The organism is Halalkalibacter kiskunsagensis (assembly GCF_037027555.1).
Taxonomy (GTDB): Bacteria; Bacillota; Bacilli; order Bacillales; family Bacillaceae_D; genus Halalkalibacter; species Halalkalibacter kiskunsagensis.
In genome coordinates this window covers 1-20,357 of the sequence record NZ_JAXBLX010000059.1, presented here as the reverse complement: position 1 = coordinate 20,357, position 20,357 = coordinate 1, and the positions used below count along the sequence as shown (strand labels likewise).

Genomic DNA, 20,357 nt, shown 5'->3' with positions numbered 1-20,357 from the left:
TTCATTTGAAACAACAACTAGAAAAACCCTTTTCTTCCTTTTGGTACGGAAAAGACGTTAAATTAGAGTCCTCCCCAAAAAAGAATTCAACTAATGACAACAATACAGATGATGATGATCAATATCGCCTCTTTAAAAAAGCAATACAAGCAGAAGCATTAAGAAAATGGAGATAAGAATCGTTATTATATTAGAAAAGAAGAAAGATCTAACGGCATATTAAGTTGATCTTTCTTCTTTTATTCAACCACTTTTTTATCGAGGGTGGGTTCTCTTCTATTTTTCGCAATATGAAATTCAATCGCAAAATATGTAACATTCTCTAAAGAAACTAAGAAAGTCACGGACAAGCTATACTTCAACGAATAAACGATATACGATAACATAGGAGACTGCAAATAGCACTTATACATAAATCGGAGCTTTACGTAAAATCGAATTTTATCTTCCTATTTTCACATAAGTTTTTTACCTAATACTGATGAATTATGTAGAGAACTTTTTGTAGCTGCTTGCAGGAAAATGATAACTCTTTCAGAACTTAGTAAAAGAGTGAATATTCCAATAAAACCTAAGGAAAGGTGGTCGTTGTTTGTGAACCGAGATTTTACCTTACAACAAATCGCCGAAGGAATTTCAAAGTCAGTATTAAATGCCTCGGATAAGGATTTAGAAGGTTTTCAAAAAATTATCGATGAGACAATCAAATTAAGAGAAGCGCACAAAAATTTGCACAAAATGGTTCAAAGCTACTCATCTTCCGGTGTTCATCGTTCGTATGACCAAAAGACCTAAAAGGCATGTAACAAAAGGTACTAGAAAACGATTTATATGCAGAGGTGCAAAAAAAAAAACAAAGAGGAAGTTTCATTGGGTACATATGTATCTTTCGAGGCTTCCTCTTTGTTTTATACCCGCAACTGAAACAACTTCTTATTCTTTTGCTTAATACTTTACGTATACCTAAGACATTTTTCAAAAGTCCGCATACCATATAGTAGTTCTAATAGAAAGGAGGTTTTCGAAAATGGGTTACGGCTATGGATGTTATGGTTATGGCGGTCCTGTTGCTGGTGCATACAGTCCAAATAACAGCTTCGTATTAATCGTTGTGCTGTTTATCTTATTAATCATTGTGGGAGCATCTTTCTGTAAATAATTTCACAATCTTGATATCCAGCAACACTTCCTCTAATGGAGAATGACTCAACTTATTTGAGTCATCTCTCTTACTAATTATATAAATGCTTTAGAAATAAATTAAATAAAGGAATAAGTCACTTTATTACTCATACACCGGTATAAGAATTCAACCTCAGTGATATCGCTAGCTGTCTCCTTTTTTGACTATGTCCCCCCGCTCCCTTTACTAGTCCACTGATATTAATCCCCGCCAAATGATCAATGGAGTTCGACTTTTATAATCTTCCCAGGATCCACACATATTCAACTTTCGATTTCATCTAATAGCGCTTCTCATTATTACTAATACTCATTCTCAATTAATCTCTATAATATTCATATAACATTTAATATTATAATCATTAATGATAATCAATTACATTTATCTAATTGATAATAATTATCTAAAACCTTATTAAATAAGCACTTAATAACTATTGCTAAATGAATTCATTTCTAATATGATAATAATAAGCAACACACAGTTTAAAATTATTATAATTATATTTACCCCAAATAATAATAATTATTAAAATCGACATTCATTCTCAATTAAACCATACTTTATAAATGACAGGAGGAAAAAAAATGAGTTTACAACAACTTGAGTGTACTAAGTGTGATCTTCTCCAAAATGTTTGTTCTAATCAAAAAAGCTGTGATGAAAAATTGGATAAGACATCCAAAATGAGCGAGCATCAACTTGAGCTTTCTTTTGCACTTACGAGTGGTGCCATGATTGTAATCGCTTGGTTGATGGGACATTTCGGTTATTCATCAATCTCCATTCCATTATATTTAAGTGCATATGTAATAGGAGGTTATTTTAAAGGCAAGGAAGGACTACTAGATTTCATTCATAATCGATCACTAAATGTTGAATTGTTAATGATCTTCGCTGCTGTTGGTTCTGCCATAATTGGTTATTGGGTTGAAGGTGCAATCTTAATTTTCATTTTTTCTTTGAGTGGTGCCTTAGAAGCCTATACGATGAACAAGAGCCATCGTGAGATTTCTGCTTTATTAGACCTTCAACCTGAAACAGCGACCGTGCTCGCTGAACACGGTGAACAAATAATCAATGTATCACAACTATCTATTGGTGATCATGTTTTAATAAAGCCCGGAGAACGAATTCCCGCAGATGGCCAAATTATTCGTGGACAGACCATGGTAGATGAATCAGCCCTAAGCGGTGAATCGATCCCAATTGACAAAGTAATCAACGACAACGTCTTTGCAGGAACGGTAAACAACAATGGTGTGATTGTAATATCAGTCACAAAAACAAGTGAAGAATCTCTCTTCCAAAAGATTATTAATCTTGTCCAAACAGCCAAAGATGAGAAAACACCATCACAACAATTTATAGAGAAATTCGAAGGCACATATGTCAAAATTGTTCTTGTACTAGTAGGATTGATGATGTTTCTCCCACATTATGTACTTGGATGGAGTTGGACAGAAACGTTGTACCGAGCAATGGTGTTACTAGTTGTTGCATCGCCATGTGCACTTGTTGCTTCAATTATGCCAGCTACTCTTTCCGCTGTGTCTAGCGGAGCTCGCCATGGTATTTTATTCAAAGGTGGCATGCACATAGAAAAACTAGCGACGTTAAAGGCTATTGCCTTAGACAAAACAGGGACATTAACAAAAGGAAAACCAGAAGTAGCCAATGTACTTATTAGGGACGGAATTGACCGACATGAATTTCTACAAATTGTTTCTTCTATTGAGAAGTTATCCACTCATCCGTTAGCAGAAGCTGTTGTCCGTTTTGCCAAAGAACAAGGAGTTACGTCGTTTGAAGATGTCGATCATTTGCAAGATGTTTCAGGATTGGGGATAGAGGCAAGAATTTCAAATACAACGTGGAAAATCGGTAAGCGCGGTTTTATTGGGGATGCGGTTGCTGATACTTTTTACCCTTTAGAAGCTAGCAAACTTTCAGATGATGGTAAAACACTTGTGTATGTTAGTAACTCCGGTGAAGTCGTAGGCCTATTTGCTCTTTCGGATCTTATACGTCAAGAAACAGTCGATGCAATTAAGTCCTTTAAAAAGCACGGAATCTATACTGTCATGTTAACTGGTGATCATGAAAAAACAGCAAGTGCCATTCAAAAGCAAACGAGCGTTGATCACTTTGTTGCAAATTGCTTACCTGAGGAAAAAGTATTGGAAATCAAACAATTACGTAATAAATATCAAAGCATTGCGATGGTAGGTGATGGCATTAATGACGCACCAGCTCTTGCAACAGCTAATGTTGGAATTGCAATGGGAGGCGGTACAGATGTCGCCATTGAAACATCCGACATCGTCCTCATGAAAAATGATTTATCAAAAATTGTGAAAGCTATCAGCTTATCCAAACGAATGAATCGAATCGTCAAACAAAATATCATTTTCTCTATTGCCGTTATCTTCTTGTTGATCATCTCAAACTTCATGGGGCAAATTTCTCTACCACTCGGAGTACTTGGTCACGAGGGAAGTACTATCCTTGTCATATTAAATGGATTGAGGCTTTTACGAGGATAAACAACATTAAACATATGTATAAACTAATTTATTTCATAAATTACTCCTGATCGTAATAAGAGGTCAACCAGATATATTTCTGGTTGACCTCTTATTGGTCCTATAATACTAATACCTACTTTACAGAAATATCACTTCTCAATTCATATCAAAAAGGCATGATATTATCTTTTCAATGCATTGATTAGAACATTACTCAGGTTATAAAATGAAATCAAACAAAGAAAGGTTTTTTACAAAACCGATACTAATGATTCTCCAAGAAAAAAGACTGTCTATTACAACAATAGTTCACTTAAAAATTAAAATATTCTGAAAGGTTGATTATTAATGGAAAATAAAACTTGGGACGATTGGCAAAAGGAAGTGATTCATGAGGAATATGTAGAACCTGATTTATCAGCAAAAAAACTAAAGATGAGTATTGAGAAAATCAATAAAAAATATAGCAACTCCTATATTTCAGTGGAGAAAAAACAAAAAATATGGAAAGATTAGAAAGTCATAATGAAAAACCCTTTGCCTGAACTAAAAGCAAAGGGTGTACTATTATTGCCGACTTATTTAATCTCAACATCTAGACTTTGTTGAAAAGTTCCATCCTCACTCCACTGCTTGCCGTCTAGAGCTGCCAGTACTAATTGCGCTATGAGTGTATACTTTCCTGCTTCAATTTCGTCTAGAGAAATCGTTTCGCTGAATTTTTTGGATTCACGCGGCTCAAACGTTTCATGAACAAGGGCCATCGTAAACATTCGGCCATCTGAGAATCGGTATACTTCGTTCCCATCTTGATTAAGAAGAACAAGTTCATACATTTGTCCTGATGAAAAATCCATAGAAGAATCTTCATCTTTATTATTTATTACTTTAAGGTTTACATTAAGTTCATTATCTGTCTGTTTGGCCTCAACTTCAAATAACCATTCTTTATTGGTTGTCATACCTTCATCTCCTTCATTTGTCGGAGCTGGCGCATTTACCCCTGTTCCACACGCACTCAGTACAATGAGCAAAGAAAATAACCAGATCATTTTTCTCATTCGTTTCACCTTCCTCATTCTTTCCGAAATAAACCAAATATACCTGCTGTTTCAACAATATTTGTAAACGCATCGGGATCAACGTCTTGAATGACTTGTTTTAATTCATACAATTCATATCGTGTAATCACGATCATTAAGATTTCCTTATCATCTGCGGTGTAGCCACCCTTTGCAGGAATTCTTGTAATTCCTCGTGTTACACGATCATGTATAGCCTCTCTTAATTGTTCAGCTTTCTTTGTGACGATCATCGCTGTTAATTTCACATGACGAGTATATATAGCATCAATTACTCGTGATGACACATAAACTGCTACAAGTGTATAGAGAGCCTGTTCTGGGTCAAACAATAAACCGGCAGTAATAACAATAATGCTATTTAACACTAGAAAATAAATTCCAACTGGTCGATCACTTACTCTTGACAATATTAACGCAATTATATCAAGACCACCAGAGGAAGCTCCCCATTTCAAAGTAATACCAGCTCCAAAAGCTAAAATAACACCACCAAACACTGCATTAAGCAAAATATCAGGTGAAAATTGCCAAACTGGCAATAATTCTAAAAAGAAGGTTGTTAAAGCAACATTAACGAAGCTATAAAATGTAAATCTTTTTCCAATTTTCAACCAACCTAAAATTGCTACTGGAATGTTTAATAGAAATAGCAAAACTCCTGTAGACAAAGGAATTACGGTCGCTAACAATTGGGCTACCCCAGTAAATCCACTAGCAAATACATTTGCTGGTATTAAAAAGAAATTTAAACCAGCTGCTAAAAAAAATGCCCCTATAACTATGACAATAATCTTCTGAATTTCTTTGATGATTTTCATCTGTTTCCTTTCCAATTAAGAAGATACCTTACTTGATAGTAAATGTTGCTCGAACCAGCCCACTGAAGATAGTACCGCTCTCCTTGATACTTTATGACCTATTTTTTCTTCAGCAAGAAATTGAAGCTTTTCTGGAGTGTCTTCATAATTTGCTTCTAACTCTTGATACAACTTCTCTGAAAAAGGATAAGGTACAACATTGTCTTCCTTCCCGTGCCAAATCAATAATGGTCGTCCACTTAACTTATCTAATTGCGATGACAAATCAAAAGGTTTAATAGTTCTCAACATTTCATCCTTCATTTCTTGTTCGATTGTTAGCCCTTTTTCTTCTACCACTTTAAGTAGGCCGTTGGCAAATGCTTCATAGTATGCTGTCCCCATAAACGATACTGCCGTTTGTATCCATGGATACTGCGTTAGTGCGCCAAACATCGTTATCGCACCCATCGACGTACCAATAACCCCTATCTTTTCTTCATTTATAAGCTTTCTTATTTCTAACTCTTGCTTCATTTCATCTAGTTCCTTAATTGATTTCAAAATAATCTCCCAAAAAGCAAGCTCTCTTTTGTTTCCTTTTAATAATACTTCACGTTCACCATGATGAAGTGCATCTGGTAATATGACACGAAATCCTTTTTCCGCCAACAAATAAGCTACATGTAAGTTATGCTCTTTTGCACTTGAGAAGCCATGAAAGAAAAAGATAATAGGGATCACTTGTTTATATTGAAATTCTTCCTTCACTACATGTAACGTTGGAATTTGAGCAATCGTTTCATTCTTTATTGTGATCATCTAATTCTCCACCCTTTTTTCGACATTTTTTCTAATTATAGCATTCCAAAATAGTGAATTCACCTTACCACTCTTTCTGTTTCTACACAAGAAAAGAGCCACCAATTATTGGTGACTCATCTGTTGTTTTTTGTTATAGTATTGAACACTTGTTAGCGCCCCTTCACCTACCATCTTATTGTCTTCATAGTCATGGGGGTGTGAATACCCGATTTTTAATTGTTTTTCTTTTTCATCTTTCTCTCCTTTCCCTGTTACTTTTTGATACGTTTCATGAATGGTTTGCTTCACTTTCGCTCTCATACCTTTTTTCCCAAGTAAAACAGTGGTTGTCCCGGCAATCGCAACAACTGATGCAATCATTGATTTTCTACCCATTATATCTCCACCTTTTCTTGTGAGTATATAATCTATTTACCCGCTGATTCAAAAACGAAACTTTTCATTTTGTTTTGTTCATACAACCCCACTATTGGGACATTCTAAAATAGAAAGCTCATGAAAGAGGTGAAATTATGTCTCGAACAGGCGATAACAACAAAAAGAAAAAAGACAACAATGCATTAAATCGTCAAAAAAACGAACACGCACAATCAAATGCACAACACGGAAAACACGACTACTCAAAAAAAACAGACCATCTATAAGAGAGCTATTTGAAAAAGGGGTGCCTTAAAGCAATGAGCGTAGCCGTTGCCTTGTTTTAAAGTCCGCTATGAGTGGGGTTTTCAATCCACGGACGTGCAACGTGCGGAGCCATTGCCTCTTCATTGAGATACTACTCACACTATTCCGAAAGTTTTTTTCTTCAAAAAAAGTCTGCCCCTGTGAGAGGACAGACTTTTTACTATTATTTTTTTAATTCTTTCACGTCACTCACAATCCATTCAGGACCGCTCTTTACTTCTCCATCCCACGCAAGCATTCCGCCAAAATAATTTTGGACGTTTTCAAATCCTTGATTTTGAAGATAGAGAGCAACGTTTTGACTTCTGTTTCCACTTCGGCAAACAAATAAGTATGTTTGCTCCTTATCTAATTGATCCATGACATTCGGAATCGTGTGCATCGGAATCAAAGGTATTCCTGGAATATGAGCTTCTTCATATTCTTCTACTTCCCGAACATCAATGATTATCGGTTCTTTCGTAGTATTGTTAATTAATTCCTTTAAATCACTTACTTCAATTTGTTTGATACCATCTTGTTCAAATGCCATTTTATCACCTCGTATTAGTCTATCTTAACGATACAAATCAATAGAAGGAAAGTCAATCAATCGTTGTATTTCTGAGTACCCATAATCGATAAATATGGAGTACGAGAACCTTTCCAACTGCATAAGTTGGCACTGCTAAAAGCAGTCCAAGTAACCCTGCAAACCTTCCCGCAACTAATAGCAAAAAGATAATGGTAATTGGGTGAATTGATAATTTTCTACCCATTACTTGTGGAGAAATTAAATTGCTCTCAATCTGCTGAACAACCACTACGACTAAAATGACAAGTAACGCCATAAATGGAGAAGTCAAAAACCCAACAATGACAGCAGGTATCGTTCCAATCCATGGTCCTATAAAGGGAATAACATTAGTAAACATTGCTACAAGTGCCAATACAAGAGGATAATCAAGTCCTATAATAAGAAAAGCAATATAAGCTAATATTCCCACACAAATACTTACAATGATTTGCCCCTGAATATAGGAACTCAATGCAAAGTCCATTGCTTTTAGTACTTCTCTACCTTCACTTTGTCTTTTCTCAGGAAGTAATTTTACCAATTGATTCGGAGCCTTTTCTCCTTCTTTTAACATGTAAAACAACACAAAGGGTATAATGATAATGATAATAATAGTGTTTGCAATAACCCCAATAAAGTTTGCAACATTGTGTCCAATGCTTGAAACAAAATTATTTATGTAATTCGCAAATTCCATCGTAATTTCTTCTAATGAAAAATTCTCACCTTCTTGAAAGCGCGAAATATACTCGTTCTCTTGCAGGCTAATAAACATATCACGAATTTCATTGATAAAAACCGGCATGTTTCTTGTAAAACTATAAAATTGTTTCTGTAATTCTGGTCCAATGATAAAAATTAGGGCTGTAACTAACCCAACCACACCACAATACAAAATTAATATCGCAACGGACCTTGGCAGCTTTAGTGATAATATGTTCACAAATGGCCGAAATAAATAAAACAATACCCCAGCCAAAATAATCGGTGCAAATAACGTTTGGATTAATATCACAATTGGCGTAAATACCCAATCAATTAAAGAGCCTAAATAAATAATAACAAAAAGGAGCACAATCCCATAACCAATTCTGAAAGCTTTCGTTTGAGGCATAAGCAAAATTCCTTCCTACAATTTCTTTTATTTATTGTACCATTTTTTTCCGCTGTCTTCTTCCTTAAATACCCATAAACCCCCTACAAAAAACTCATTCTAATTACCTATGTTGAAATTAGTCATTGAATTTCAACATGAATGATGTAGAATTTAGTTGATAGAGTTATGAAAAGAATTACTACATTTTAAAGAATGAACGAGAAAAAGGGGGAAGTACCGTGAAAAAACATTGGATGTTTCTCTTACTAGGGTTATCCATCCTTCTTCTTGGTGCGTGTGGACAAGGAGCAACAAGCAACGGACAAGAAGAACAGCCTGCTGATGGCATTGAGTCCGAAGAAAACAGTGATTTAGTTGAAGAGGACACGGAAGTAGACACAGATGTAGAATTAGAAACTACTGAAGAAGTTGAATCTGACATTGATTCTGAAGTAGATTCAACTGTAGATTCTGAGACGGCAGAAACTGAAACAGAGAATACTAAAACTAATGAAGAAGTTAGCGAAACAACAACTTCAATTGAACTTGTTTTCTCAGATGATCAAGTAATGGACATGTACCGCGTAGATCGCCAGTTAATAACAACTGAAGATAACCTACTTATTGCAACGCTAGAAGCGTGGATTCAAGGCCCAACTGAAGAAGGACTAGTATCCATTATACCTAGTGATGTAGATGTACAATCTGTTGAAGATAAAGATGGTATTGCACATGTATCTTTTTCTAGTGAATTATTAAACGCACAAGTTGGTTCCGGAACAGAGTATATGTTAGTTCAACAAATTGCGATGGCTATGAAGCAATTTGGATTCGATGAGACACAAATTCTCATTGACGGAGAAATTCACCCAGAGTTGTTTGGTCACCTTGATACGAGCCAACCAATCGTTGCTGAAAATATTACTGAGTATGAAAAAGTAGAATAAGAATCTTTGAATCGAGAAAGTCTAATGTGGTTTATAGATCCACATTAGACTTTCTCTTTTTAAACTTCCCTAAGGTTCTATGAGAAATTGTGACAACTAAAATCTCAAGAAGCTCCCCCTCCACCGGCACTTACCAATTCCGACGATTGATTAACATCTCTTTGATTCCAATCCTTTTTTAGTTCAGAGCAGAATTGTGGTATGATACAGTACGGAATAAAAGAAGAGAATTGAGGGGTACAGAATGAAAACCGTCGTTACGACGTTGAATGCAAAGTATATCCATACATGTTTAGCTCTACGTTGCTTAAAAGCTTATGCCGAACCAGACTTCCCATTAGATATGGTTGAATATACAATTAAAGATCCAGTCATGAACATTGTATCTGATCTCTATGATCGAAAACCAGATGTGATTGGATTCAGCTGTTATATTTGGAACATTGAAGAAACGATCAAAGTGATTAATATGTTAAAAAAAGTAATGCCTGAGGCAAAAATTGTTTTAGGCGGACCTGAAGTTTCTTATGATACGAAGGAATGGATGGAATCCCTTGCTAATGTTGACTTTATCGTGATTGGTGAAGGAGAAGAAACGTTTAAGCAACTTTTAGAAGAAATTAGTAGTACACAAAAGTATCATATGGTTTTTGGTCTTGCTTATCGTAAAGATTCTGAAGTTGTTATCACGGCACCTAGATCAAAATTAAAGCTTGATGACATTCCGACACCGTACCGTTTTGATGAAGATTTGGACGGCTTATCAAAGCGCGTTACTTATTTTGAGACGAGTCGGGGTTGTCCGTATAGTTGTCAGTTCTGCCTATCGTCTATTGAAGTCGGTGTCAGGTATGTTGATATTGACCGAGTGAAAGCAGACCTCCTATTTTTAATTGAAAGTGGCGCAAAGCTTATTAAATTTGTCGACCGGACATTTAACATTAAGCGTGACTACGCATTAGAAATTTTTCGGTTCTTAATCGAAAATCACCAAGGCTGTGTCTTTCAGTTTGAAATCACTGCCGATATTATGCGACCAGAAGTCCTCACGTATTTAAATGAACATGCACCATCAGGAATTTTCCGATTTGAGATAGGCGTCCAATCAACGAATGATGCAACAAATGACCTTGTCATGCGTCGTCAAAACTTTGATAAATTAAAAAGAACAGTAACAATGGTGAAAGAAGGCGGGAAGATTGACCAACATCTAGATTTAATTGCGGGCTTGCCTGAAGAAGATTACCACTCTTTCCGTAAAACATTTAATGATGTATTTGAGATGCGTCCAGAAGAAATGCAACTTGGTTTTCTTAAAATGTTACGAGGAACCGGCTTACGATTACGAGCTGATCAACATGATTATGTGTACATGGACCATTCCCCATACGAGATTTTAAAAAACAATGTCCTAACGTTTGATGAAATTATTCGCATCAAACGGGTTGAAGATGTGCTTGAAAAGTATTGGAATGATCATCGAATGGACCGGACAATTGAATATTTAGTAGCAAATGAATTTGATTCTGCTTTTGACTTCTTTCAAGAGTTTGGCGATTATTGGGACGAACGTGGCTGGGCACGAATTGGTCATCAATTAGAAGATCTATTTACAAGACTTGATCTATTTTTATCACAACGAGAAACAAAGATAAACTCCCCTTTGGTAAGAGGATTAATGATGGTAGATTACTTTGAAAACCATAAGCACAAACCACGGAAAACATGGTGGGATTTCTCTATGTCTAAGCAAGAACAATCTCGCTTCTTAACGATTTTAGCGGAAGAACCAACTCTTGTTTCTACTTCTTTTGCTACACTTAACTTAAAGGAAAAGGAATTGCACAAGCATACAATGATTGAAAAGCTTCCTTTCCATTTAACAGACTCAGGAATGAGGGAAGTAACAAGTTTGCTCATTGCCTATTTTAATCCAAAGACAAATCGCTCATCTATCTATACTGTTCCCCTTGAAATATTGGCGATCGCTGCTGAATGAATATGACGAACGACGAGGGCATATCCCCCTCGTCTTTTTACTGTATATATTTATCAATCAACGGATTCCTTAATCGATTAGATTCTCCTTCGGCTTGCCTTCAGAAAGTGGAATGCCTAGTTGAAATCACTCACCTTATGATAGCAATTTACCTGATGATCTAAAAGAACAAAAATCTCAGTGATATGGACTAGTTATTTCCCTGATACTTCTTCAATAATGCTAATGCTGCTTGTGTTGCACTTACCTTTCCATCTAGAACAGACTGTTTTAATTGTGGAAGCTCTCTTTTAATGATGCCACTCTCGTAAAAGGAAGAAAGGAGTTGTTCTTCTATAAGCGAATGAAACCAATTAGCTGCCTGTTTCTTTCTCCGTTCATCAAACTGCTTCGTCTTTACTAAGTGAGTGTAAAACTGTTCGACAGTCTCCCAACACTCCTTCATTCCATTACCTGTAAGCGAAGACACCGTTTGTACTTTCGTCTCCCATCCATTCGTCATTCGAGGAAGCATATGAACAATGCGTCTCAGCTCAATTTTAGCCTGGTTTGCAGCATGAATGTTGGTTCCATCTGCTTTGTTAATTAGCATCATGTCGACCATTTCCATCATTCCTTTTTTCATCCCTTGTAAGTCATCGCCAGCTCCAGTTAGCATCAATACTAAGTAGCAATCGACCATTGACCGAACAGAAACCTCACTTTGTCCAACCCCAACTGTCTCTACGATAATAATGTCATAACCAGCTGCCTCACATAAAAGCATTGTTTCCCTTGTTTTTCTCGCAACACCACCAAGAGCTCCTCCTGCAGGTGACGGCCTGACGAATGCTCCTCTATGCCTTGATAACTGTTCCATCCTTGTTTTGTCCCCAAGAATACTACCGTGTGAAAGAGAACTTGAAGGATCTACTGCAAGTACGGCAACACGATGTCCCTTTTCACAAAGCATCATTCCAAACGATTCAATAAATGTACTTTTCCCTGCTCCTGGAACCCCTGTAATTCCAATCCGTATTGACTCACCTGTATCCGGCATGATAGAGGTAAGGAGTTCTTGCGCAAGAGTCATATGTCTAGCTGCATTGCTTTCAACTAACGTAATCGCTCTAGCTAAAACAGCTCGGTTATTTGCTTTGACGCCTTCCACATATTCTTCTAAAGACAGTGATTGACGTCTGTTATTCAAACTCATACGATATCTCCTTTGAGAAAAGCCTAATCTTGCTACCTTCAATTTAACACCGAATTAGCAAACAGAAGCCTTGAGTTTAGAGCACTTTCAAGTGCTACCTATTTGAAACACAGTTTCTCTTTTTTAGTTCCTTCTATATTCATGTTCGACTGAACTACTAAGATTCTTCACATTTCGGAACTATTCAAAGTAGTTCATCACTTATCATAGCCTAATCGCTTATTCAACTCTTGCATAATTTTTAGTGCTGCTACTGGAATGACCGTACCTGGTCCAAATATAGCCGCAGCTCCTTGCTCTTTTAAAAACTCGTAGTCCTGCGGAGGAATGACTCCGCCAATAATAACAAGAATGTCTTCTCGACCAAGTTTCCGTAATTCCTCTACAACTTGTGGCAAGAGTGTTTTGTGACCCGCTGCAAGTGAACTCATTCCTAAAATATGAACATCATTTTCGACTGCTTGTAGAGCTGCTTCTTTAGGAGTTTGAAATAATGGACCAATGTCAACATCAAATCCGATATCGGCAAAAGCAGTTGAGATTACTTTAGCACCTCGATCATGACCGTCTTGACCCATTTTTGCAATCATAATCCTCGGGCGTCTTCCTTCATTCTCGGCAAATTGATCAGTTACATGACGAATCTCTTTCATTTCATCTTTCTCTCCAAACTCTGTACGATATACACCGCTTATTGAACGAATCACGGCTCGATGACGACCAACAACCTTTTCATAAGCCATTGAGATTTCTCCTAACGTGCAACGCGCTCTTGCCGCATCAACAGCAAACGCGAGTAAATTACCCTTGCCCGTTTTAGCCGCACCAGACAGTGCAACGAGTGCACGCTTCACTTCTTCTTCATCCCGTTCATGACGCAATTTCTGCAAGCGTCTAAGCTGCGATTCTCTTACTGCCGTATTATCAATATCTAAAATATCGAGATATTCTTCTTGATCAAGACGATACTTGTTTACACCGATAATTGTCTCCTTTTTTGAATCAATATGCGCTTGGCGTCGAGCTGCTGCTTCTTCAATCCGCATTTTTGGTAATCCTGTCTCAATTGCTTTTGCCATTCCGCCAAGCTTTTCAATTTCTTCAATGTGGCCCCAAGCTTTCTTCATAAGCTCTGCCGTTAGTGTTTCAACATAATAAGAACCTCCCCAAGGATCAAGGACATTGGTAATTCCTGTTTCTTCCTGTAAGTACAACTGTGTATTCCTGGCAATTCGTGCTGAAAAGTCTGTCGGTAAAGCAACCGCTTCATCAAGTGCATTGGTGTGCAAGGACTGCGTATGACCAAGAGCTGCTGCCATTGCCTCGATACAAGTACGGATCACGTTATTATAAGGATCTTGTTCCGTTAAACTCCACCCTGATGTTTGCGAGTGTGTTCTTAAAGCCAATGACTTCTCATTTTTCGGAGCAAAAGGCTTCATTAACTTTGCCCACATAAGTCTCCCAGCTCTCATTTTTGCCACTTCCATATAGTGGTTCATTCCAATTGCCCAGAAAAAAGATAGTCGTGGCGCAAACTGGTCAATATCAAGACCTGCGTTTATACCTGTTCTGACATATTCAAGTCCATCAGCTAACGTATAAGCAAGCTCAATGTCTGCTGTTGCACCTGCTTCTTGCATATGGTAGCCTGAGATGCTAATGCTATTAAACTTCGGCATATGAGTAGACGTGTATTCAAAAATGTCAGCAATTACTTTCATTGAAGCTTCTGGTGGATAAATATAGGTATTGCGCACCATATATTCTTTTAAAATATCATTTTGAATGGTTCCCGTTAACTTTTCTTTAGGAACCCCTTGCTCTTCTGCTGCGACAATGTAAAACGCCATAATTGGAAGAACCGCACCATTCATCGTCATAGACACAGACATTTGATCGAGTGGGATTCCGTCAAATAAAATATTCATATCTAAAATGGAGTCAACTGCTACTCCAGCCTTCCCGACATCGCCCACAACTCGCTCATGATCAGAATCGTAGCCACGATGAGTAGCTAAATCAAAAGCAATCGACAATCCTTTTTGACCTGCTGCTAGATTTCTACGATAAAAAGCATTGCTTTCTTCTGCAGTAGAAAAACCCGCATATTGTCGTACTGTCCATGGACGTGTTTTGTACATGGTAGGATATGGACCACGAAAAAATGGGGCAATTCCTGCAACATAGTCTAAGTGGTTCATGCCTTTTAGATCCTCTTTTGTATAAACCGGCTTGATCGCAAGTTGCTCCATTGTTTGGAAAGCAGGCCCATTTTGTTTCTTTGTTTTTTCGACTTGTTTAAAAGATGGGAATGGCATTGAATGAAAAGTAGGTTTCTTACTCATTGAATTGTTCCTCCCATCTTTGCTTGCAAGTCATGTAAAAACTTATATGCATTCGTTTTTGCATCGATAAACCTTTGAACTCCCGCTTGTAGTAACAGACTCTCAAGCTCTTCTTCCTGGCGACCTGCGATAAAAACGTCGCATGATCTACTTACTAATTCCGTTGCAAGTGGTAAACCTAACTGATGATAGCTTTCATCAGTTCCGCAAAGAACGACAAAGTCAAAAGATTCTACTTTTTCGAGAGCTTCTTCAACTCCGGCAACTGGATCAGAAAGTTGAACCTTAAACCCCCCACTTTGAAATAATTCTGTAATAAAATCAACACGCGTTTTATGAGAAGCGAGCGGCCCTAGTCCAATTACATAAACCGTTGGACGTTGGCCAAACTTGTCATAAAGCTCATTACTTCTTTGACGTAACAGTTCAAACCCTTCTGCTAAACGCCTCTTTTTGATCGGATCAACCTCAATAGAAGGAACATTATCCTTTAATCGTTCATGCACCTGGTGAATCGGGATATTTTTCCGAACCATAGCAAGCACATCTTCCATATTCTTTGGTCGCATCTCTTCGATTTTTTCATCATTCGTATTCAATCGTTTCCTATATGCGTCTAGTGTTTCACAAGCTGATTCCTGCTTTAGTGGCTGCGTCTCATCAAGTTTGACATATTTATTTATCCCAACAATTGCTCGTCTTCGGTGCTCGACTTCTACTGAGCGCTGTTTCCAAGTGGTATGAATTCGATCTTGTACAAGACCACTTTGAAGGGCAGCACTCATTCCACCTGCACGTTCGATGTCTTGGAAACACTCCCATGCTTTTTTTGCAAATTGCTCTGTTATATACTCTATATACCATGAGCCACCTGCAGGGTCTTGTGTAACCCCAATAAAAGCTTCTTCTTGTAAAATAAGTGACGTATTTCTAGCAATTCTTCTTGAAAAAGCAGTTGGTTCTTGTAGGGCTTCATCAAACGGACTCACATGCAAGCTATCAACACCTGCAACCGCAGCGGCAAATGCTTCAGTTGTTCCTCTTAGAAGATTGACATACGTATCCTGTTTCGTCTTTGTTAACGATGATGTCCTTGCATGAATGTTCATTTTTTGTCCGTTTTCTCCTGCACCAAACTCTGCCATTATCGCTGCCCACAATACTCTTGCAGCTCGTATTTTTGCAATTTCACTAAAAAAGTCAGTTCCTACCGAGATAGCGAATGTAACCGATTGGCCAGCTTCATCACAAGATACACCTCTTTCAATGAGCGCATTTACATAGGCTACACCTGTCGCTAATGCAGAAGCTAACTCTACTGCTGGGCTGGCTCCACCATTGTGATATATATGACTTTGAACTAAAATTGTTCGTAACTTGGGATGGTTTTCCTGTGCCCACTTTACAGCTAAAGCCATATAGTCATAGCACCGTTCTAATGAATACGTTAATTTCCCTTCTGTGGCTAATTGGTGGAGTGGGTCAGAAGCGATTGTTCCTTCTAATTGATTAGATATCGAACAAAACAAAGCTAAAAGAGGGAGGCACACAACTCCTGCATCAACGTGAATCAGTTGATTCGACAAATGCATTCCTTTAAAAGCTTCTTGTAGCTCCTTTAAGTCATAGATTGTGATACCTTCATTTTTATCTAGACATGGTTTGTTCCCTCTTTTCATCTCATCGGTTAAGACAAGATGGGCAACATTTTGTCCTCTTGCAAATTCTTCCTTCAAGCATTTATTTAGTTGATTGGGAGTCACGGCAATTATTTCTTGGCTAACCTTCCAATTCCTTGGTTGATTCGTAGTTCCTCTTAAAAAAGGGAAGACTCCTGGATCATTTGCTAATGTCGTACAATTCTCTAAATCTCTATTTTGATACATCGGCTCGAGCTCTATCTCATCAAGGAGCTTCGTTTTTAATGTCTTGTCAAATGACTTTCCTCTTAAAGATTTTTCTGCTACCGTTCGCCATTGCTGATACGTAGGAACTGGAAATTCATTAAATGTCATATCCATTATTATGCGGCCACCTTCTTCAGGCTTTCCGCTCACTCCCTTCCCAGTATATTTACAGATTGATCACAAAGGCATATTTCCGTGTTTCTTTTTCGGAAGTTGTTTCTTTTTCTTTTTTAATATTTCTAAGCCTTGAATAAGGCTTTTTCTTGTATCACGTGGATCAATGACATCATCAACCATCCCATTCGCTGCAGCGACATATGGATTGGCAAATCGTTTCCTGTAATCGGCAATCTTTTGTTTTCTTGTTTCTTCAGGATCGTGACTTTCTCGAATTTCTTTTGCATAGATAATTGTCGCTGCACCCTCTGGTCCCATAACCGCAATTTCTGCATTGGGCCAAGCAAACACTAAATCAGCTCCAATTGCTTTACTATTTAAGGCAACATACGCTCCTCCAAACGCTTTTCGGAGAATGACCGTAATCTTCGGTACGGTTGCTTCAGAATAAGCATAGAGAATCTTTGCTCCATGACGTATGATTCCTCCATGCTCTTGTTGAACCCCTGGAATGAATCCGCTTACATCTTCAAAGGTAATAAGTGGGATATTGAAACAATCACAGAACCTAATGAAACGTGAACATTTGTCAGAGGAATTGATATCGAGTCCACCGGCCATCATTTTCGGGTTATTTGCAACAATCCCTACTGTACTTCCTTCTATTCGTCCAAATCCAATAACGATATTTTTCGCAAACATCGGTTGAACTTCCATGAATTCTTCATCATCAATGATTTTTTTGATAACTTTGCGCACATCATATACTTTTGTTCCATCAACAGGAACAAGATCAATCAACTCATTTATTCGTTCTTGGATGGGTCGTTTCTCTTTTGGTTCTAGCGTTAACGCATGTTCCTCAAAGTTGGAAGGAAGAAATTCGATCAATCTTCTTACTTCTGATATCACTTCTTCCTCTGTTTTCGCAGTAAAATGAGCATTACCACTAACTCTTGAATGTACTTTCGCTCCACCTAAATCTTCAGCGTTAATTTTGGCTCCGGTCACACTTTCAATCACTTTAGGCCCTGTAATAAACATTTGACTTGTTTTTTCAACCATAAAGACAAAATCTGTGATTGCAGGAGAATAAACGGCTCCTCCCGCACAAGGCCCCATTATGACTGAAATTTGTGGAATCACACCTGAATAGATCGCATTCCGGTAAAAGACGTGGCCATACCCATCTAATGACAAGACACCTTCTTGAATCCGTGCTCCTCCTGAGTCATTTAACCCTATAATAGGTGCACCATTTTCCGCAGCTAAATCCATCACCTTGGCAATTTTTTGTGCATGCATTTCTCCTAATGCACCACCAAATACCGTGAAATCTTGAGCAAATAAAAAGACAAGCCTCCCATGAATTTTTCCGTAACCAGTAACGACACCTTCACCAGGTGCTACACTTGCTTGAAATGCATCCCCACGATACTGGATAAAAGGATTTAATTCAACAAACGTTTCATCATCAAGCAAACAATCAATTCGCTCACGGGCCGTTAGTTTCCCGCGATTATGTTGAGCCTCTATTCGTTTCTCTCCACCACCTAGTTTAGTCGTATCACGACGGTCTTCCATCTCTTGTATATAATCAAACATATCCATCTAAAATACCCCCCTCGATTGGAATCTAGACGATTGTATCTTGATTGCTAGTAAGAAAAAAATGTGCATATTCTGGCTTCACACTAGCCTCTTTTGTTAAGACCGCATTCATCACGATGTCTGCATAAATATTAGCAATGTCTTTTATAGTGTATTGTCCAGTTTCCTTGTACCATTTGTATGTCCAATTGGTCATTCCAAAAATCGCCATTGATGTTATCGGTACTGGGATTTCCTTTCTAAATTCGCCACATTCAATCCCTTCCTCCACTAACCGAAACATCATTTGCTTATAACGATTTCGTTTTCGTTTAATGGTAACAAAGTAATTTTGGCTTAAATAAAGTGATTCTTGATAAAACACCGTAACATGTGGTCGGTATAATTCAAACATCATGACAAACGATCTCACAGTTTCATAAAGTCGCTCCGCTGGAGTATCATATCGATTGTATGCATCTTCTGCTTTATCAAGAATATATGTAATAAACGAATCATGTACCGTATATAGAAGCTCATCCTTCGATTTGAAGTTATGATAAAATCCACCTTTTGATGTTCCACTCTCTTTAACAATGCGATCTACTGTTACTGCATGGAATCCATATTCCTCAAAAAGAAGGAGTGCCGTCTCTATGATCCGTTCTTTCGTCGGTTTTTTTTTCATTGCTGCTCCCACCGCCTTCAATACATTATAAAACAATCCTTTTTAACCGACTGGTCAGTCTGTTAAATTGTACAAAAGGTTCAGATAATTGTCAATGCATTTTTGCAATCGTTTACATTCGAACTTTACTTTATTTTAAAAAGTCAGGAGCCAAATTATAACGGTTACATACACTAGTTACGAAAATAACATCAAAGGAGACGAACACAAAATGAACTTTCACCCTAATCGAATGAAATCACTACTTGAACATGATCGCTTTTTGTCTTCTGCATACGACGATGTTTTGATTCATTTGAATAATGAAACAGAAGCTCTTTTTTATATCTTTCAACATTATGTAAATAGTGATCCAATTTTTAAAAATGCTTATGAATTGTTAACTGAGGAAGAATAATTGTTATCATTTGCAGACGAGGTGTAATTAATTAAATATAAAAGAGGATGTCATCACCAAGACATCCTCTTTTCCCTATACTCTTCTCCCGGTAATTAGTCTAACAATAAATATTACAAGCGCTACAACTAATAGCAGATGAATGAGATTTCCTGCAATTTCAAAACTAAATCCAAGCAACCATAAAATAAATATGATGATTAGAATTGTCCACATTTTCCTCACCTCATTAATATATTTGTTTTTCTTATAGTCGTTCTATTCCCTTCTTTTCTAAAAACAAACATAATGTGCAGATTACATCGTACTGCCATGTTAGGATTCGATCTTTAAAGGCAATAAAAAAGCGTACTGGAAGAACACCAGTACTTCATAAAAAAGCGTACTGGAAGAACACCAGTACTTCATAAAAAAG

The 20,357-nt window shown here is 37.4% G+C and carries 20 protein-coding genes and 1 pseudogene; 9 read left to right on the top strand and 12 right to left on the bottom strand.

Annotation, left to right across the window (positions count from 1 at the left end):
• Window positions 1-5 precede the first annotated feature (5 nt).
• The 5 genes and pseudogenes from SLH51_RS22010 to SLH51_RS21990 all read left to right on the top strand — a co-directional run bounded on the left by SLH51_RS22010 (window position 6) and on the right by SLH51_RS21990 (window position 4,227).
• On the top strand, window positions 6-176 hold the full coding sequence (locus SLH51_RS22010; RefSeq protein WP_335963697.1) for a hypothetical protein: 171 nt from the start codon (window positions 6-8) through the stop codon (window positions 174-176).
• A gap of 418 nt (window positions 177-594) precedes the next feature.
• On the top strand, window positions 595-795 hold the full coding sequence (locus tag SLH51_RS22005; RefSeq protein ID WP_335963696.1) for a hypothetical protein: 201 nt from the start codon (window positions 595-597) through the stop codon (window positions 793-795).
• Between the two features lie 292 nt (window positions 796-1,087).
• Window positions 1,088-1,159 (top strand): annotated as a pseudogene (locus tag SLH51_RS24575) (YjcZ family sporulation protein); the annotation flags it as partial.
• Between the two features lie 710 nt (window positions 1,160-1,869).
• On the top strand, window positions 1,870-3,729 hold the full coding sequence (locus tag SLH51_RS21995; RefSeq protein ID WP_335963705.1) for a heavy metal translocating P-type ATPase: 1,860 nt from the start codon (window positions 1,870-1,872) through the stop codon (window positions 3,727-3,729).
• A gap of 330 nt (window positions 3,730-4,059) precedes the next feature.
• Entirely contained in the window at window positions 4,060-4,227 is a 168-nt protein-coding gene (locus tag SLH51_RS21990) for a hypothetical protein (RefSeq protein WP_335963694.1), read from the top strand.
• A gap of 62 nt (window positions 4,228-4,289) precedes the next feature.
• Here SLH51_RS21990 and SLH51_RS21985 read toward each other — a convergent pair whose 3' ends face one another.
• From SLH51_RS21985 to SLH51_RS21970, 4 genes are all read right to left on the bottom strand, one after another.
• Window positions 4,290-4,772 (bottom strand): BsuPI-related putative proteinase inhibitor, encoded by a 483-nt coding sequence (locus SLH51_RS21985; RefSeq protein ID WP_335963693.1) that lies wholly within the window; start codon window positions 4,770-4,772, stop codon window positions 4,290-4,292.
• Window positions 4,773-4,786: 14 nt separating this feature from the next.
• A complete protein-coding gene (locus tag SLH51_RS21980; RefSeq protein WP_335963691.1) occupies window positions 4,787-5,614 on the bottom strand; it encodes a YitT family protein in 828 nt (275 codons plus the stop codon).
• Between the two features lie 15 nt (window positions 5,615-5,629).
• On the bottom strand, window positions 5,630-6,415 hold the full coding sequence (yjfP, locus tag SLH51_RS21975) for an esterase (protein WP_335963690.1): 786 nt from the start codon (window positions 6,413-6,415) through the stop codon (window positions 5,630-5,632).
• A 105-nt stretch (window positions 6,416-6,520) separates the two neighbouring features.
• Complete coding sequence (locus SLH51_RS21970; protein ID WP_335963689.1) at window positions 6,521-6,793, bottom strand: hypothetical protein; 273 nt, start codon at window positions 6,791-6,793, stop codon at window positions 6,521-6,523.
• Between the two features lie 137 nt (window positions 6,794-6,930).
• Between SLH51_RS21970 and SLH51_RS21965 the strand changes: the two genes are divergently transcribed.
• On the top strand, window positions 6,931-7,062 hold the full coding sequence (locus SLH51_RS21965; RefSeq protein WP_335963687.1) for a DUF3941 domain-containing protein: 132 nt from the start codon (window positions 6,931-6,933) through the stop codon (window positions 7,060-7,062).
• A 203-nt stretch (window positions 7,063-7,265) separates the two neighbouring features.
• On the opposite strand, the gene SLH51_RS21960 is transcribed toward SLH51_RS21965, so the two are convergent.
• Together SLH51_RS21960 and SLH51_RS21955 are read right to left on the bottom strand one after the other, a co-directional pair.
• Entirely contained in the window at window positions 7,266-7,634 is a 369-nt protein-coding gene (locus tag SLH51_RS21960) for a rhodanese-like domain-containing protein (RefSeq protein WP_335963686.1), read from the bottom strand.
• A gap of 52 nt (window positions 7,635-7,686) precedes the next feature.
• A complete protein-coding gene (locus SLH51_RS21955) occupies window positions 7,687-8,772 on the bottom strand; it encodes an AI-2E family transporter (protein WP_335963685.1) in 1,086 nt (361 codons plus the stop codon).
• Between the two features lie 221 nt (window positions 8,773-8,993).
• Between SLH51_RS21955 and SLH51_RS21950 the strand changes: the two genes are divergently transcribed.
• Together SLH51_RS21950 and SLH51_RS21945 are read left to right on the top strand one after the other, a co-directional pair.
• Entirely contained in the window at window positions 8,994-9,701 is a 708-nt protein-coding gene (locus tag SLH51_RS21950) for a GerMN domain-containing protein (RefSeq protein ID WP_335963684.1), read from the top strand.
• A gap of 244 nt (window positions 9,702-9,945) precedes the next feature.
• On the top strand, window positions 9,946-11,700 hold the full coding sequence (locus SLH51_RS21945; protein WP_335963683.1) for a B12-binding domain-containing radical SAM protein: 1,755 nt from the start codon (window positions 9,946-9,948) through the stop codon (window positions 11,698-11,700).
• 190 nt (window positions 11,701-11,890) lie between these two features.
• On the opposite strand, the gene meaB is transcribed toward SLH51_RS21945, so the two are convergent.
• The 5 genes from meaB to SLH51_RS21920 form a co-directional block, all read right to left on the bottom strand.
• On the bottom strand, window positions 11,891-12,895 hold the full coding sequence (meaB, locus tag SLH51_RS21940; protein ID WP_335963682.1) for a methylmalonyl Co-A mutase-associated GTPase MeaB: 1,005 nt from the start codon (window positions 12,893-12,895) through the stop codon (window positions 11,891-11,893).
• A 197-nt stretch (window positions 12,896-13,092) separates the two neighbouring features.
• A complete protein-coding gene (gene scpA, locus SLH51_RS21935; RefSeq protein ID WP_335963704.1) occupies window positions 13,093-15,216 on the bottom strand; it encodes a methylmalonyl-CoA mutase in 2,124 nt (707 codons plus the stop codon).
• A gap of 23 nt (window positions 15,217-15,239) precedes the next feature.
• Window positions 15,240-17,300, bottom strand: coding sequence for a methylmalonyl-CoA mutase family protein (locus SLH51_RS21930; RefSeq protein ID WP_335963681.1), 2,061 nt, complete (start codon window positions 17,298-17,300; stop codon window positions 15,240-15,242).
• A gap of 27 nt (window positions 17,301-17,327) precedes the next feature.
• Complete coding sequence (locus tag SLH51_RS21925; RefSeq protein WP_335963680.1) at window positions 17,328-18,878, bottom strand: acyl-CoA carboxylase subunit beta; 1,551 nt, start codon at window positions 18,876-18,878, stop codon at window positions 17,328-17,330.
• 25 nt (window positions 18,879-18,903) lie between these two features.
• Window positions 18,904-19,545 (bottom strand): TetR/AcrR family transcriptional regulator, encoded by a 642-nt coding sequence (locus tag SLH51_RS21920; RefSeq protein WP_335963679.1) that lies wholly within the window; start codon window positions 19,543-19,545, stop codon window positions 18,904-18,906.
• A gap of 211 nt (window positions 19,546-19,756) precedes the next feature.
• On the opposite strand from SLH51_RS21920, the gene SLH51_RS21915 reads away from it, so the two are divergent.
• Window positions 19,757-19,942, top strand: a complete 186-nt coding sequence (locus SLH51_RS21915; protein WP_335963678.1) for a hypothetical protein — start codon at window positions 19,757-19,759, stop codon at window positions 19,940-19,942.
• 75 nt (window positions 19,943-20,017) lie between these two features.
• On the opposite strand, the gene SLH51_RS21910 is transcribed toward SLH51_RS21915, so the two are convergent.
• A complete protein-coding gene (locus SLH51_RS21910) occupies window positions 20,018-20,158 on the bottom strand; it encodes a lmo0937 family membrane protein (RefSeq protein ID WP_335963677.1) in 141 nt (46 codons plus the stop codon).
• Window positions 20,159-20,357: the final 199 nt, after the last annotated feature.

Excerpts from the sequence above, each read along its gene's own strand:
- SLH51_RS21995 (WP_335963705.1), top strand. The coding sequence starts at position 1,870 with ATGAGCGAGCATCAACTTGAGCTTTCTTTTGCACTTACGAGTGGTGCC.
- SLH51_RS21990 (WP_335963694.1), top strand. The coding sequence starts at position 4,060 with ATGGAAAATAAAACTTGGGACGATTGGCAAAAGGAAGTGATTCATGAG.
- SLH51_RS21985 (WP_335963693.1), bottom strand. The coding sequence starts at position 4,772 with ATGAGAAAAATGATCTGGTTATTTTCTTTGCTCATTGTACTGAGTGCG.
- SLH51_RS21980 (WP_335963691.1), bottom strand. The coding sequence starts at position 5,614 with ATGAAAATCATCAAAGAAATTCAGAAGATTATTGTCATAGTTATAGGG.
- yjfP (WP_335963690.1), bottom strand. The coding sequence starts at position 6,415 with ATGATCACAATAAAGAATGAAACGATTGCTCAAATTCCAACGTTACAT.
- SLH51_RS21970 (WP_335963689.1), bottom strand. The coding sequence starts at position 6,793 with ATGGGTAGAAAATCAATGATTGCATCAGTTGTTGCGATTGCCGGGACA.
- SLH51_RS21965 (WP_335963687.1), top strand. The coding sequence starts at position 6,931 with ATGTCTCGAACAGGCGATAACAACAAAAAGAAAAAAGACAACAATGCA.
- SLH51_RS21960 (WP_335963686.1), bottom strand. The coding sequence starts at position 7,634 with ATGGCATTTGAACAAGATGGTATCAAACAAATTGAAGTAAGTGATTTA.
- SLH51_RS21955 (WP_335963685.1), bottom strand. The coding sequence starts at position 8,772 with ATGCCTCAAACGAAAGCTTTCAGAATTGGTTATGGGATTGTGCTCCTT.
- SLH51_RS21945 (WP_335963683.1), top strand. The coding sequence starts at position 9,946 with ATGAAAACCGTCGTTACGACGTTGAATGCAAAGTATATCCATACATGT.
- meaB (WP_335963682.1), bottom strand. The coding sequence starts at position 12,895 with ATGAGTTTGAATAACAGACGTCAATCACTGTCTTTAGAAGAATATGTG.
- scpA (WP_335963704.1), bottom strand. The coding sequence starts at position 15,216 with ATGCCATTCCCATCTTTTAAACAAGTCGAAAAAACAAAGAAACAAAAT.
- SLH51_RS21925 (WP_335963680.1), bottom strand. The coding sequence starts at position 18,878 with ATGGATATGTTTGATTATATACAAGAGATGGAAGACCGTCGTGATACG.
- SLH51_RS21920 (WP_335963679.1), bottom strand. The coding sequence starts at position 19,545 with ATGAAAAAAAAACCGACGAAAGAACGGATCATAGAGACGGCACTCCTT.
- SLH51_RS21915 (WP_335963678.1), top strand. The coding sequence starts at position 19,757 with ATGAACTTTCACCCTAATCGAATGAAATCACTACTTGAACATGATCGC.
- SLH51_RS21910 (WP_335963677.1), bottom strand. The coding sequence starts at position 20,158 with ATGTGGACAATTCTAATCATCATATTTATTTTATGGTTGCTTGGATTT.